Raw genomic sequence first — 14,377 nt, 5'->3', positions numbered from 1 at the left:
ATGTTCACTGCCTTCGACTACGCTGTAATGGCGGTGATTGGTTTGTCGGCGCTGCGAGGCGCCTGGCGCGGTTTGCTGTCGGAAGTGTTTGGTTTGATCGGCTGGGTCGCGGCGTTTTTCATCGCTTGCGAGTTCGTGGGCTACGTGGTCCCGTATATCCCGTCTACCTGGCCGGGCGGCGCGTTGACGCAGTGGCTGCTGGCTTTTTCGCTCGTGGTGATCGGCGTAGTGCTGGTCACGAGCGTGGTGAGCGCGCTGCTCAGCCGCCTCGTGCAGGTCACGGGACTGGGTGGTGCGGACCGCTCGCTCGGTTTGATGTTCGGCCTCGTGCGTGGGGTCGTTCTGGTGCTGATTCTGGTCGCCCTCGCAGGCTTGACTAAACTGCCCAAAGAGGAATTCTGGCGCAACGCGCTGCTTCGTCCGTATGCGGTTGCGGGCGTACGCGCAATGAAACCGCTGCTCCCCGAGGCGCTCGCCGCTTACGTCCATGTGGACGATTCGGGCGCCCCGAGCAATGCGCAACAGGACTCCGGCGCATACCGGCTGCCTTGACGTCGTAGCGCGTGCCGTCGCATGAAAGCGCGGGCGCGGTCGCAGGCACCGGTCGCCATCACGAATTTCGTACCTTTGAAGGACATGCCATGTGCGGCATCGTAGGCGTAGTTTCCCATTCCCCGGTCAACCAGCTGATCTATGACAGCCTGCTGCTTCTGCAGCATCGCGGTCAGGACGCCGCCGGCATCGCAACGGCGAACGGCAGCAATTTCCACATGCACAAGGCCAACGGCATGGTGCGCGACGTGTTCCGCACGCGCAACATGCGCAGCCTGCCGGGCACGACGGGCATCGGCCAGGTCCGTTACCCGACCGCCGGTTCGGCGTCGAGCGAAGAAGAAGCGCAGCCGTTCTACGTGAACGCGCCGTTCGGCATCATCCTCGCGCATAACGGCAACCTCACCAACTGGCAGCAGCTGAAAGATGAGATGTTCCGCATCGATCGCCGCCACGTGAACACCAATTCCGATACCGAAGTGCTGCTCAACGTGCTTGCGCACGAGTTGCAACTGTCGAGCTCGGGTCTGCAGCTCGATCCGGCCGCGCTGTTCAAGGCGGTGTCGGGTGTGCATCGGCGGGTGCGCGGCTCGTATGCGATCGTCGCGTTGATCGCTGGCTACGGCCTGCTTGGTCTCCGCGACCCGTTCGGCATCCGTCCGCTGTGCCTCGGCAAACGGGAAACGGCTGACGGCGTCGAGTGGATGCTGGCGTCGGAATCGGTGGCGATCGAAGGCGTCGGTTTCGAATTCGTGCGCGACGTGCAGCCGGGCGAGGCGATTTTCATCGACGCCGAAGGCCAGCTGCATTCGCAGCAATGCGCGACGACCACGAGCCTGAACCCCTGCATCTTCGAACTCGTGTATCTGGCGCGTCCGGATTCGGTGCTCGACGGCGTGCCGGTCTACAACGTGCGTCTGCGCATGGGCGACTACCTCGCCGAGAAGATCAGGCGCGAGCTGCCCGACGTCGCAATCGACGTGGTGATGCCGATTCCCGATTCGTCGCGCCCGGCCGCGATGCAGGTCGCGAAGAAGCTCGGCGTCGAGTATCGCGAGGGCTTCTTCAAGAACCGCTATGTAGGCCGTACCTTCATCATGCCGGGGCAGGCGGTGCGCAAGAAGTCGGTGCGCCAGAAGCTGAACGCGATGAACATCGAGTTCAAGGGCAAGAACGTGCTGATCGTCGACGACTCGATCGTGCGCGGCACGACGTCGCATGAAATCGTGCAGATGGCGCGCGATGCGGGCGCGAACAAGGTGATTTTCGCGTCGGCGGCGCCGCCGGTGAAATTCCCGAACGTCTACGGCATCGATATGCCGACGCGCGGCGAACTGGTCGCGCACGGCCGCTCGGACGAGGAAGTTGCGCGCATGATCGGCGCGGATCACCTCGTGTATCAGGACGTCGATGCGCTGAAGCAGGCGGTGCGCGATATCAATCCGGCGCTGAAGGAGTTCGAGGCTTCGTGCTTCGACGGCAACTACGTGACCGGCGACATCACGACCGAATACCTCGACCGCATCGAAAGCGCGCGTCTCGCGCCGTCGTCGCAATCGGATCGCGATGCCGCGAGCGAAGCGATCGACGGTGGCGGCCCGGCGCGTTCGCAGCTGCATCTGCAACTGTCGGTGGGTTGAGCGTACACACCGCGCCCCGAGCGCATTAACATGTTGGCTTGCGTCGATTTGATCTCAGCTTGCGGACGCGGGGCAACCCGAAACAGCTAAAGCGAAGGGCGGAACGCCACGGTCGTCCGCCCTGGCTCCAGCCCCTCCCCGCACATGAAGCCCGCTTATGCCGACGCAAAAGCGGGCTTTTTCTTTTTTGTTGCTGCCTCATTTAGGCACGGAAGCAGCCACGGAAACCTGGAGACCAGAACCAACATGGACGACTTCCACGACTTTGACTTCGACACGCTGGCCGTTCGCTCGGGCACCATGCGCAGCGATTTCAACGAGCACTCGGAAGCGATCTTCCTGACCTCGAGCTTCGTGTTCGCGAGCGCCGCGGACGCCGCCGAACGCTTCAGAAACTCCGAGGACTATTTCACGTACTCGCGCTTCTCGAACCCGACCGTGTCGATGTTCCAGGACCGTCTGGCCGCGCTCGAAGGCGGCGAGGCCTGCATCGCGACGGCTTCGGGCATGGCCGCGATCATGTCGGTCGTGATGTCGACGTTGCAGGCGGGCGATCGCCTCGTCAGCTCGCGGGCGCTGTTCGGCTCGACGCTCGGCATGTTCTCGCAGATCTTCAGCAAGTTCGGCATTACGACTACATTCGTCGATCCGACTGATTTGAAGGCGTGGAACGAAGCGGTGCGTCCCGAAACGAAGATGTTCTTCCTCGAAACGCCTTCCAACCCGCTGACGGAAGTGTCGGATATCGAAGCGATCGGCAAGATCGCGAAGGCCGCGAACGCGCTGTTCGTCGTCGATAACTGCTTCTGCAGCCCGGCGTTGCAGCAGCCGCTGAAGCTCGGCGCGGACGTCGTCATGCATTCGGCGACCAAGTTCCTCGACGGCCAGGGCCGTGTGCTCGGCGGCGCGCTGGTCGGTTCGAAGAAAATCATCATGGAAAAGGTGTTTCCGTTCGTACGCAGCGCCGGGCCGACGCTGTCCGCGTTCAACGCGTGGGTACTGTTGAAAGGCATGGAAACGTTGTCGCTACGCGTCGAGAAGCAGTCGGCGAATGCGCTCGAAATCGCGCGCTGGCTCGACTCGCATCCGGCCGTCAATCGCGTGTTCTATCCGGGGCTCGAATCGCATCCTCAGCACGCGCTCGCGATGCGTCAGCAGAAGTTGGGCGGCGCGATCGTGTCGTTCGAATTGAAGGGCGACACGCCCGAGCAGATGCGTACGAACGCATGGCGCGTGATCGACGGCACGAAAGTCTGCTCGATCACCGGCAACCTGGGCGACACGCGTACGACGATCACGCATCCGGCGACGACCACGCACGGCCGCATTACGCCCGAAGCGCGCGCGGCGGTGGGCATCAGCGAAGGTCTGATCCGGCTTGCGGTGGGGCTTGAAAACGCGGGCGATATCCGTGCGGATCTGCAATGTGGGCTCGAAAGCTGACAGGCAGGGCAAAACCTGTGCGCGGCATACAGGCTTCAAATGGCCTCAAGGGTCTCAAAGCCCTCCGCGCCACCTCCGCCACGCTCAGTGCCGCAACGCGCGCCACTGCCCGGGCGCCAGCCCGAAACGCCGCGTGAACGCGTGCGTGTAAGCGCTCTGATCGCCGAAGCCGATCTCGAGCGCGATATCGGTCAACGAAAGACGCGCGTCCGCAAGCAGCGTGATCGACGTGTCGAGCCGCAGCCGCTGCAAATAGCGATGCGGCGTCTCGCCGAACGCATCGATAAACAGTTGATGAAAACGCCGCATGCCGAAGCCGCAGTGCGCGGCGAGGTCCGCGGTCTTCAGCGGCTCGGACAGATGCGCGCGCAGCCAGCGGTCGATGCGCGCGAAATCGAGGCGAACGCCTTCGCTCTGCACACCGGCTAGTGCCCCGGAATCGGCGACAAGCGCGGCGCCCAGGCGTGCCGCAGCATCCCAATGAAAGCGACGGTGACCGAAGGCATTATCTTGCGCTTCGCCCACGCCGCCCGCAGCATGCGCGGCAATCGCGTGCACGAGCTGTGCGAGCGACGGATCAACGGCCACGGCGCGCGCGCGCTCGAACAACCGCTCGGGCACCGCCAGCGACGCCGCAGGCAAATCGAGCACGAGCTGCCGGTTCGTGCCGACACCCGCATAATCGTGCCGCGCGCCGGCCGGGATCAGCCATGCGGAGCCGGCGTCGATCTGCTCGGCGACGCCGTCTACCGCCATCACCATTGCGCCGTCGAGCCCCAGCACGACCTGGTGGAAGTCGTGCACGTCCGACGCTTCGATCGCGCCATAGCAGCGCAGCGAAACGTTGGGGGCGGTGACGGCGGCGTGGCTCACGACAATACTCAGACGTGACTCAGACTTCGAGCAGTTCGACTTCGAACACGAGCGTCGCGTTCGGCGGAATCACCCCGCCCGCGCCGCGCACGCCGTAGCCGAGTTGCGGCGGAATGGTCAGCTTGCGCTTGCCGCCGACCTTCATGCCTTGCACGCCTTCGTCCCAGCCCTTGATGACCATGCCGCCGTCCAGCACGAACGCGAACGGGTCATTGCGGTCCTTGCTCGAATCGAACTTCTGGCCGTCGGTCAGCCAGCCCGTGTAATGCACGGTCACGGTCTTGCCGGCCACGGCTTCGGCGCCGGTGCCTTCCACGAGATCTTCGTACTTCAGGCCGGATTCGGTCGTCACAGTCGACATGCGTTGCTCCTCAGATCAAAACGTAAAACCGACATTGTAGGCGCGTTGACGTCGATCGCCGAGTCTGGTCCGGTTCCGCGCATGGCATGCGGATTGCGTCCCGCGTCGCGATTCGGCCTCGACTGGTCGGTCCGAACGGGATGCCTATAATGAGGCTTCCCCCCATCATCCAGCATTGCCTGAGAGGACTCGATCGTGACTACGTCACCCAACGGGACTGCTGGCGCCCAGCCGGCGTCGGCCGGCTTTGTCATCACCGAACGCAGCGCGCTGCTGCGCGCGGAAACCGCGTTGTTCATGCGCGATCACGTGCTGTCGCTGGTGTCGCACGACCTGCGCGGTCCGTTGAATGCGATTCATAGCTGGGCGTACGTGCTCGAGCGCAAGCTCGACGCGAACGATCCCAATTCGCAGCGCGCGATCACCGGCATTCGCAGCGGCGTCGATCAGCAGGTGAAGCTGCTCGAGACGATCGTCGATGCGACGCGCGCCGAAACGAAATCGCTCGCGCTCACGTATGAACCCTTTCCGCTGCATCCGCTGCTCGACGAAACCGTCGAGGAAGTCCGCGCCGGCCTCGCCCGCGCGCGCGGCGTCGAAGTGCGGCTCGACTCGCAGATCGCCACCGAGCAACTGAACGGCGACCGCGCTCGGCTCGCCGCCGCGGCGTGGCTGATGCTGACGTTCGCCGTCGAAGCGAGCGCGCGGGGCACCGAGGTCGCACTGGCCGCGCGCGCGGACAACGGCACATGGCATGCGAGCGTCACGTACGAGCCGAACGAGGCCGCGTTGAACGACGCCGCGCTGCCGCATGTGCTCGAAGCGTTCGCGCGCAAGCAGGCGGGCGAACCGCGCGAGGCGAAGCGCATCGCGTGGGTGTTCGCGTTGTGCAAACGCGTCGCGGAGGCGCACGGCGGAAGCTTCGAGCAAAGCGATACGACGGAAGCGGACGGCGTCACCGCGACCCCCGCCACGCTCGTGCTGCGCGTGCCGTTCAGCGCGGCGGCGCCGAAATGAGCGTCGCGCGCGAATGCGTTGGCGCACAATCAAGAATTCATCGAGCTTTCAGCGCCTATACTGACAACTTTTGTTGCCGGAGCCCGTCGCTTTGATCCAGGTTGTCGCTCTTATCGGTGCAATGTTTCTGGTTGCACTCAACGGCTTTTTCGTCGCCGCCGAATTCGGTCTGGTCAAACTGCGGCAGACCCGCGTGCAAAGCCTTGCCACCCAGCATGGCATGCGCGGACGTCTGCTCGCGAAGGTGCACGGACAGCTCGACGCGTATCTGTCGGCGTGTCAGCTCGGCATCACGCTCGCGTCGCTCGGCCTCGGCTGGATCGGCGAACCAGCGTTCGCGCAACTGCTGATGCCGCTTTTCACCGTGATCGGCGTCGAGTCCGAGAAGCTGATGCATGGCATTTCACTGTTCTTCGCGTTTTCGTGTATTTCGTTCCTGCATATCGTGGTCGGCGAACTCGCGCCGAAGTCGCTCGCGATTCGCGAGGCGGAGAAAATTTCGCTGTGGACCGCGACGCCGCTGTACGGTTTCTACTGGGCCATGTACCCGGCCATCTGGCTGCTCAACACGAGCGCGAACGCGGTGCTGAAGGCCGCGGGGCTCGATACCGACCAGGGTCACGACTCGCATTACTCGACCGAGGAACTCAAGCTGATCCTGCGCGGCCGCCGCGCGAACGTCGCGAGCGAACTCGGTGCGTCGACCGGCGCCTACAGCCAGGACGAATGGAACACGATCGCGCACTCGCTCGACTTCTCGCGAATGACCGTATCGGACCTGATGCGGCCGTCGCATGAAATGGTGTGCCTGCGGCGCGATCTACCGTTGCGCGACAACATGCAGGTGGTCGCGCGGCACCGCTTCAGCCGCTATCCGCTGTTCGAGGATGCATCGGGCGAACGCGTGGCCGGCATGATCCATCTGAAGGACCTGCTGCTCGCGCGCCAGGCGGGCAGCACGCTCGACGACCTGTCGCGCTACGTCCGCCCCGTGCAGTACGTGAAGCCGGACATGCCGGCTCTCGATCTGTTCCGGCGCTTTCGCAAGGGCGCGCCGCACTTCGCGCTGGTCGGCCACAAGAACGCGAAACCGATCGGCTTCCTGACGCTCGACAACCTGCTCGGCGCGCTGGTCGGGCAGATCCACGATGAATTCCGCCAGGGCGACGCCGACTGGACCCGCATGGACGACGGCACGCTGATGGGCAAGGGCAGCTTGCCGGTGGTGTCGCTCGAACGTGCTCTGGGTATCGACATCGATGAAGGCAAGGCCGAATCGGTGGGCGGGCTCGTGATCCAGGCGCTCAACGATCTGCCGAGCGAAGGGCAGCGCGTCGAGTTCGAAGACTTCGACGTCGTGGTCAAGAAGATGAAGGGACCGCGCATCGTGCTCGTGCGCGTATATCCGAAGCTGTTCGACGACGAGGGCGGTTGAGGGCCGAGCCAACCCGAAGCCTCAACCCTTTTTAGCCGCCTCAGCTTCGAGGCACCCCATCCTCCACCAACACCGCGACCGGCATCGCGGCGAGCGCGTCGCGCAGATACAGCAGCCCATGATCGTCGACTTTCGGCGCGGCGGGGCTCAGCCAATCGAACAGCGCACGCGCCGACAGATCGGGCGGCATTTCGATGGCCGTATCCGCCCATTGCGCCGGCTCGACGAGCGGCAGAGCAGCATCATCGCCAAGCAGTCGCGCGGCCAACCGGCTGGCAATCACCACGGCCCACGCATTGCCATGCCGCCGCGCGAACGCGATCACACTCGACGCATGCGCGCCGCGCACCGTGAGCGGCAGATACGCGCCCTGACTCAGTAGCTCCGGCAGATGCGCGCGCAACGCCAGCACGCGCTGGATCACCGCGAGCTTTACGCGCCCGTCGCGCCAGTCCGCCAGAAATTCCGACGGCGGCGTTTGCGTCTGCGGCAGCCACGCCTCGCGTTTCGCGAAATCGACGGGCCGCCGATTGTCCGGATCGACGAGGCTGAAGTCCCACAGCTCGGTGCCTTGATAAAGATCAGGGATCCCAGGCGACGCCACGCGCAACACCGTCTGCTGCAGGCTGTTGAGCGCGCCCGCGCGACCAATGCGCTCGACGAACGCTGACAGCTCCTTCAGAAAGGCGTCGCGCCGCTGCGGCGCAAGGATGCCGAACAGGAATTCGCGGCAGCCGGCTTCGTAGGCTTCGTCGGGCGCAAGCCAGCTGGTTTGCAGCTTCGCCTCGCGCAGCGCCTTCAACTGCCATTGCGCGACCCGCTCGGCCAGCTCCTTGACGCCGGCTTCGTCGTCGGCGCGCAGCGGCGGCGGCCAGCAGCCCACCAGCGTTTGATACAGCATCGCCTCGGCGGCGGGGCCGGGAGCCCATGCGTCGCTCTTGTCCTGGCTCACGCTGTTGATCGGCGTGCCGTCGAGCGCTCGACGCTGCGGCGCGTTCAACGTCGACCATGCACGCAACGTCGCGCCCCATTCGTCGGCGATCTCGCTGAGCACCGCGAGCCGCGCGCGCACATCTTCACCGCGCTTGTGATCGTGCGTGGCGGTCGCAAGCATCGCATGAGGAAAACGTTGCGCGCGCTCGAGATTGCCCGCATGAAACTGCTCCACCGACAGCGCGAACTCGCCCGGGTCCGAGCCGACTTCGTTGCGCGACAGCAGACGGCCGTAGCGATAGCACGCGGTGTCCTCGATCGCCTTGGCGGCGAGCGGCGCGGTCAGCTGCGAAAACAGCGTTTGCGCGCTGCGCCGGGACGAGCCCGCATGCGGCGACGCTCCGCCGCCTTGCGCCTGCTGCTGCGACTGCGCGCCGGGCCGCGCGGGCGGGGCCTCTTCGGCGCTGCCGCCGAGCCACGCATTCACGCGCTCGAGCGCCGCATGGTCCGAGCGCGGCAGCGAAGCGCGCGCGCCCGCGAGCGCCTCCTCGAAATAGACGTTGTCGGCGGCGCTGCGCAGTCCGCCCAGCGGATACATGCGGTACACGGGGAAATGCACGACCAGTTCGGTCAGCACGCGGCGCAGCGCCGGGTACGTGAAGTCGCGCGTGCTCAGCGAATCGCGTGCGATCCGATGCAGCGCGCGCGCCGCGCGGTCCAGTTCGGCGGAGAAGTTTTCCGCGAGAATCTTGCGCCGCGCCGCGTGCGCTTCATCGGCGAAGCGCGCGCTGCGGCCGGTGAGCTCGGCCCACGTACCGGCGAGCGGGTCCGCGCCGGCCGGATCGTGCAGCAGCGCGCCGACGTCGTTCATGAAGTCGTAGCCCGTCGTGCCGTCGACGGGCCAGTCGTCGCGCAACGGCTCGCCACGGCCGAGAATCTTCTCCACCACCACATACGGCGCGGTGTCGCGCAACTCGCTGAGCCGTTGGCGCAAACGCTGGCAGTATTCGCGCGGCTCGGCGAGCCCGTCGATGTGATCGATCCGCAAGCCGTCGACGAGCCCTTCGCGATAGAGGCGAAAGATCAGCGCGTGCACCGCCTCGAACACCTCGGGCCGCTCGACGCGCACGCCGGCGAGCGTCGAGATGTCGAAGAAGCGCCGCCAGTTCACTTCGTCGGAGGCGGTGCGCCACCACGCGAGCCGGAAATGCTGCCGCTCGATCAGCCGATGCAGCCGGTCGCGCGTGACCGGATCCTCAGGCGCGTAAGTCTCCAGCACGAACTCGATCGCCGACTCGCCTTCGCGCGCGACGAACTCGCGCAGCGCGTCGCGCGCCTCGGCGGCGCGTGGTTGGTCGGCGGGCTGCGTGGTGAGCCCCTGAAAGCGATTCGCGAGCGCGCTCAGATCGGCGCGGTCGGCGCCTTGCAGGATGGCCGCGTAATCGACCGGGCAGATCGGGAACACGTGCGGACCGTAGCCGATATGAAAGCGTCCGCTGTCGGCCGCGAAATGCAGCCCGATGCGGCCCGCCGCCAGTTCTTCGCCGTACGACGCGCCGAGCGTCGGCAGCAGCACCTTGCCGCGCAGCGCGGGATCGGGCGAATGCCAGTCGACGTCGAAATGACGCGCATACGCGCTGTGGCGGCCCCATTCGAGGATGTCGAGCCACCACGCGTTGCTCGATCCGCCGACGCCCATATGATTCGGCACCATGTCGACGATGAGCCCCATGTCGTGCGCGCGCAGCTCGTCGACGAGGTGCTTCAGGCCCGACTCGCCGCCGTATTCGGCACTGACCTCGGTGTAGTCGACGGTGTCGTAGCCGTGCATCGAGCCGGGCTCGGCCGTCGTGATCGGCGACGCGTACAGGTGGCTGATGCCGAGCGCGGCGAAGTAGTCGATGTGCCGCGCGGCGTCGTCGAACGTGAAGCCTCGATGGAACTGGAGGCGCAGTGTGGAGCGTGGAACGGTCATGGCGTGTCAGGCTCCGCGGAAGTGTTGGATGAACGCGCGGCGGCGCGGCGCGCGCCGTCGACGGCCAGCAGGCGGTCGGTGAACACGGGGTCGTCGAACATCGCGTCGACGGGCAGCGTCATGCGGCGGCGCCAGTTCGGATGTTCGTCGATCGAGCCCGGCAGGTTCGGCTGCTCGTCGAGCGCGAGCAGGTCTTCGAGCGGAAACGTGACGAGCGGCCCGGGTGTCGCGGCGACGAATGCGAGCGCTTCGTCGACCGGCGCGTTGTCGGTGTCCGGCGGCGCGACCTCGGGCGCGGCCACGCCCGCTTGCTGGAACGCGCGCCACAAGTCGGCGCGCTGCTGCGCGCGCTCTTCGAGCGCCGCTTCCTCGGGATCGCGCCCGTCGGCGCGCGCCATCGTCTGGCCGATGCGGTTGCGCCACATGATGTCGCTGCCGCGCCACCAGCCGGCGACGGTCGGCAGATCGTGCGTGGTCGTCGTGCCGACCGCGTAGCGGTCCCAATCGGCCGGCGCCTTGAAGCCGTTGCAGTCGGCGGCGCCTTCGAACCACAGCACGCGAATCCCCTCGATGCCGTGCTCGTCGAGCCGCTCCCGAAACCCGGACGGCACGGTGCCGAGGTCCTCGCCGATCACGATCGCGCGATGCCGCCACGATTCGAGCGCGATCAGCCGCAGCAGGTCTTCGAACGGATAGCGCAGATACGCGCCATTGCGCGCGCTTTCGCCTTCGGGCACGAGCCACAGACGCCGCAAGCCGAGGATGTGATCGATGCGGATGCCGCCGGCATGCGCGAACGCCGCGCGCAGCATGTCGATGAACGCGGCGAAGCCTTGTGTGCGCATCGCGCGCGGCGAAAAGGTCGTGAGTCCCCACGACTGGCCGGCCTGGTTGAAGAGATCGGGCGGCGCGCCGACCGACACGCCCTGCAGCATGTCGTCGGGATAGGACCATGCATGACTGCCGGCGCTGTCGCAACCCACCGCGAGATCGGCGATCAGGCCGACCGCCATGCCGGCTTCGCGCGCGGTGTGCTGAGCGTGCAACAGTCCGCGCGATGCCAGCCACTGCAGGAACAGATGAAAGTCGACCTCGTCGCGATGCGCGGCGGCGAACGCCTCGACTTCGGGGCTGCGTGGGTCGCGCAACGCATCGGGCCAGTTGCGCCAATGGCCGTCGCCGCCTTGCGCGAGCTGCGCGGCCTGCAGCGCTTCGAAGCGCGCATGATCTTCGAGCGCGCGCCCCGCGCGTTCGCAGAAGCCGTGAAATTCGAGCGCGCGCGGCGAGTGCTGCGGGCGCTCGTTGGCGCTGAACTGCTCGTACAGCGCGCGCAAAACCGTGAGCTTCAGCGGGGTCGCGTGCGGCCAATCGATCAGCGGCAGCTCTTCATATTTGGACCACGCGTTGCCGGCCTGCGCCGATGCGGACGCGGACGCATCCGTGCCGAACACCGCGGCCGGATCGATATGCGTGACGTTGAGCCATAAACGCGACGACGGCGCGTACGGGCTGAAGCGCTCGGGCTGCGCGCTGAACATCGCGTGGGTCGGACTGACGGCGAGCGCGTGCGCGCCGCGCTGCGCGCCGTGCCGCGCAAGCTGCGCGAGCGCCGTGTAGTCGCCGATGCCGCCGTCGCCGGTGCGGCGCAAGCCATACAGTTGCGCGGCGATGCCCCACAGCGGCGGCGCGGGCGGCGCGGCTTCGCGTTCGCCTTCTCCGTCGCCGCCGTGCAGCGTGCGCCACGCGTCGGCGACGGTGTAGCAGCGCGGCGGCGCGACCGCGAGCGTCATGCGCTGGTCGTTGATCACGAGCGTGTGATAGCCGGTTTCGTCGATCGGCGCGAGCAGCGCTTCCTCGCCTTTCGGCGCGGTAAAGCGGCCGTCGATGATCGAGCCGCTCTCCAGCTCGATCCGGTAATGGCTGCCCGACCTGACCGCGGCCGCGGGCAGCGCGATGCCACGCCCGATCACCGCGGTCATCAGCGGCGGCAGCCTACGGCCCGATAGTTCGGCCTCCAGAGCAGCGGCGCTGTGGCGGATATCCGTGGCGTTGCCGCACGGCAGACCCATGCGTTCGAGCAGCGTGCCAAGAGTCTTCTCCGGCACGTGCTGCGTATGATGGTGCGCGTCCTGCCACTCCACCTCGAAGCCTGCGCGGGTGGCGAGCGCGGCAAGCCTGTCGTTGGGGCGTCGGGTCGTCACGCGCGCTGCTCCTCGTGCGATGCGATGCGCGCATCGTGGCGGCTCGCGAATTCGTTGATGTCGCCGGTCAGCCACGCGATGCACGCATGCGCGGGCAACACCCGCGCGTCGGCCTGTTCGCGCGCGCGCGGCGGTGTTTCGAAAATGATCTTGCCGTCGGGGATGGCGTCGAACGCGACGTTCTGCTGCGACAGATTCAGCGCGATCGACAGCGTTTCGCCATCGCCGAGTTTCCAGCGCGCGATCAGCGCGTTCGCGTCGCCGCCGCCGGCATCGCGCAGCACGGTCGCGCCGCACGCCTTCGTATGTTTCAGGCGCGGCGTGATCAGCTTCGCGCGCACCGCGAGCGCGGACTTGTAGTAATGCATCCAGTCGAGCCGATCCGGCGTCGGCTGTACATCGGGCGCGGGTGGCGACGAGGCGGCGAAGGTCTGGGCATCGTTCGGATCGGGGATCTGCGCGCGGCGTTTCTCATCGCTGAACGCGGCAAAGCGCGCGAATTCACGGCGTCGCCCTTCGCGCACGGCGTCGGCGAGATCGCCGGTGTAATCGGTGAAAAACAGGAACGGTTGCGTCGAACCATGCTCCTCGTCCATGAACAGCAGCGGAATTTGCGGCGACAGCAACAGCAACGCGGTCGCGGCGCGCAGCGCGTCATCCGAGGTCAGCTTACGCAGACGTTCGCCGAACGCACGGTTGCCGATCTGATCGTGGTTCTGCAAAAACATCACGAACGACGTCGGCGGCAGATGCGCGCTCGCTTCGCCACGCGGCGCACCATCGTGCAGCGGCGACGGCTCGCCCTGATACGCGAAGCCTTCGGCCAGCACTCGCGCGAGCCGGCGAATCGGTTCGTTGGCATACGCGTGGTAATAGCCTTCGGTTTCGCCGGTCAGCAGCACGTGCAGCGTGTTGTGCGCGTCGTCGTTCCATTGCGCGTCGAAATGCGCGCCGAGCAGGCTCGCGCTGTTGTGCTCGTTTTCGACCACCAGATGCACGTGACGGCCCTGCTGCACGCGCGCGCGGATATGGTCCGACAGCTCGCGCAGCCACCCGGGATTGTCGATCGCATGCACCGCATCGAAGCGCAGTCCGTCGAAGCGGTACTCGTTGATCCAGTAGACGGCGTTGTCGGTGAAGAAGTCGCTGACTTCGCTGCGCTCGAAGTCGATCGCGGGGCCCCACGGCGTGTTCACGCCTGCGCGGAAAAACGGCTCCGCGTAACTATGCAGATAGTTGCCGTCCGGTCCGAAGTGGTTGTAGACGACGTCGAGAAACACCATCAGGCCCACACCATGCGCGGCGTCGATCAGCGCCTTCAGTTCGTCGGGGCGGCCGTATGCGGAGTCGGGCGCGTACGGCAACACGCCGTCGTAACCCCAGTTGCGACGACCGGAAAAGTCGTTCAACGGCATCAGTTCGATGGCGGTGACGCCGAGCGCGGCGAGCTCGGGCAGGCGCTTTTGCACGCCCGCATACCCGCCCATCGCACCGACGTGCAATTCGTACAGCACCGTTTCTTCCCAGGGCCGGCCGTGCCATTCGGTGTGTTCCCAATGGTAGGCGCGCGGATCGATGACCTCGCTCGGGCCGTGCACGTCCCGCGGCTGGAACCGCGAGGCCGGATCGGGCACCGCCTGCCCGTCGTCGAGCTGGAACCGGTACAGCGTGCCCGCGCCGCTCTCCACGGTGGTCTCGAACCAGCCGTTGCCGGTCGGAGCCATGTCGTGCGTGCCTTGCGCGGGGCCGTTTTCGACCACCACCTGCACGCTGCTGCACGACGGTGCCCAAAAACGGAACCGCGTGCGCGGTCGCGTGCCGCTCGCGCCGATCAACTGCGCGCTGAACGGCAGGCAGTGCGCGTAATGATGCGTGTGAGGATCAATCGGACTTTCAGACATGTCTTCACCATTCGAATCTGCTAACGAGCCTGGACGGCAATGCGAC

At 66.2% G+C, this 14,377-nt stretch carries 10 protein-coding genes; 5 read left to right on the top strand and 5 right to left on the bottom strand.

Features of this window, described 5'->3' with window-relative positions; all coding sequences use genetic code 11:
- The 3 genes from HDG34_RS02785 (at position 1) to HDG34_RS02775 (ending at position 3,635) form a co-directional block, all read left to right on the top strand.
- Positions 1-552, top strand: coding sequence for a CvpA family protein (locus tag HDG34_RS02785; RefSeq protein ID WP_184057541.1), 552 nt, complete (start codon positions 1-3; stop codon positions 550-552).
- Positions 553-641: 89 nt separating this feature from the next.
- The gene (gene purF / locus HDG34_RS02780) at positions 642-2,192 is read left to right on the top strand and encodes an amidophosphoribosyltransferase (RefSeq protein ID WP_090810350.1); all 1,551 of its coding nucleotides are present in this window, start codon (positions 642-644) and stop codon (positions 2,190-2,192) included.
- 246 nt (positions 2,193-2,438) lie between these two features.
- Complete coding sequence (locus HDG34_RS02775) at positions 2,439-3,635, top strand: O-succinylhomoserine sulfhydrylase (protein ID WP_184057539.1); 1,197 nt, start codon at positions 2,439-2,441, stop codon at positions 3,633-3,635.
- A gap of 84 nt (positions 3,636-3,719) precedes the next feature.
- Here the strand turns inward: HDG34_RS02775 and HDG34_RS02770 are convergent, their stop codons facing one another.
- Together HDG34_RS02770 and HDG34_RS02765 are read right to left on the bottom strand one after the other, a co-directional pair.
- Entirely contained in the window at positions 3,720-4,508 is a 789-nt protein-coding gene (locus HDG34_RS02770; RefSeq protein ID WP_184057537.1) for a helix-turn-helix domain-containing protein, read from the bottom strand.
- A gap of 19 nt (positions 4,509-4,527) precedes the next feature.
- Positions 4,528-4,869 (bottom strand): FKBP-type peptidyl-prolyl cis-trans isomerase, encoded by a 342-nt coding sequence (locus HDG34_RS02765; RefSeq protein ID WP_090808322.1) that lies wholly within the window; start codon positions 4,867-4,869, stop codon positions 4,528-4,530.
- Between the two features lie 195 nt (positions 4,870-5,064).
- Here HDG34_RS02765 and HDG34_RS02760 point away from each other — a divergent pair, with 195 nt between their 5' ends.
- Both HDG34_RS02760 and HDG34_RS02755 read left to right on the top strand, forming a co-directional pair.
- Positions 5,065-5,886, top strand: coding sequence for a sensor histidine kinase KdpD (locus HDG34_RS02760; protein ID WP_184057535.1), 822 nt, complete (start codon positions 5,065-5,067; stop codon positions 5,884-5,886).
- Positions 5,887-5,977: 91 nt separating this feature from the next.
- Positions 5,978-7,321 (top strand): hemolysin family protein, encoded by a 1,344-nt coding sequence (locus HDG34_RS02755; protein WP_184057533.1) that lies wholly within the window; start codon positions 5,978-5,980, stop codon positions 7,319-7,321.
- Between the two features lie 40 nt (positions 7,322-7,361).
- Here HDG34_RS02755 and treY read toward each other — a convergent pair whose 3' ends face one another.
- Genes treY through treZ form a run of 3 tightly spaced genes read right to left on the bottom strand, consistent with a single transcriptional unit; the run spans position 7,362 to position 14,331 of the window.
- Complete coding sequence (treY, locus tag HDG34_RS02750; RefSeq protein WP_184057531.1) at positions 7,362-10,229, bottom strand: malto-oligosyltrehalose synthase; 2,868 nt, start codon at positions 10,227-10,229, stop codon at positions 7,362-7,364.
- A complete protein-coding gene (gene malQ / locus HDG34_RS02745; protein WP_184057529.1) occupies positions 10,226-12,430 on the bottom strand; it encodes a 4-alpha-glucanotransferase in 2,205 nt (734 codons plus the stop codon). The genes treY and malQ overlap by 4 nt, the downstream gene beginning before the upstream one ends.
- A complete protein-coding gene (gene treZ / locus HDG34_RS02740) occupies positions 12,427-14,331 on the bottom strand; it encodes a malto-oligosyltrehalose trehalohydrolase (protein WP_184057527.1) in 1,905 nt (634 codons plus the stop codon). Before treZ ends, malQ begins: the two co-directional genes overlap by 4 nt.
- Positions 14,332-14,377 lie beyond the last annotated feature (46 nt).

This window comes from Paraburkholderia sp. HC6.4b (assembly GCF_014200875.1).
GTDB lineage: Bacteria > Pseudomonadota > Gammaproteobacteria > Burkholderiales > Burkholderiaceae > Paraburkholderia > Paraburkholderia tuberum.
The sequence above is the reverse complement of the archived record's forward strand: the minus strand, read 5'-3'. Positions and strand labels throughout refer to the sequence as shown.

What these genes read in the sequence shown, in the direction of transcription:
- HDG34_RS02785 (WP_184057541.1), top strand. Translation starts at nt 1, where the DNA reads ATGTTCACTGCCTTCGACTACGCTGTAATGGCGGTGATTGGTTTGTCG.
- purF (WP_090810350.1), top strand. Translation starts at nt 642, where the DNA reads ATGTGCGGCATCGTAGGCGTAGTTTCCCATTCCCCGGTCAACCAGCTG.
- HDG34_RS02775 (WP_184057539.1), top strand. Translation starts at nt 2,439, where the DNA reads ATGGACGACTTCCACGACTTTGACTTCGACACGCTGGCCGTTCGCTCG.
- HDG34_RS02765 (WP_090808322.1), bottom strand. Translation starts at nt 4,869, where the DNA reads ATGTCGACTGTGACGACCGAATCCGGCCTGAAGTACGAAGATCTCGTG.
- treY (WP_184057531.1), bottom strand. Translation starts at nt 10,229, where the DNA reads ATGACCGTTCCACGCTCCACACTGCGCCTCCAGTTCCATCGAGGCTTC.
- treZ (WP_184057527.1), bottom strand. Translation starts at nt 14,331, where the DNA reads ATGTCTGAAAGTCCGATTGATCCTCACACGCATCATTACGCGCACTGC.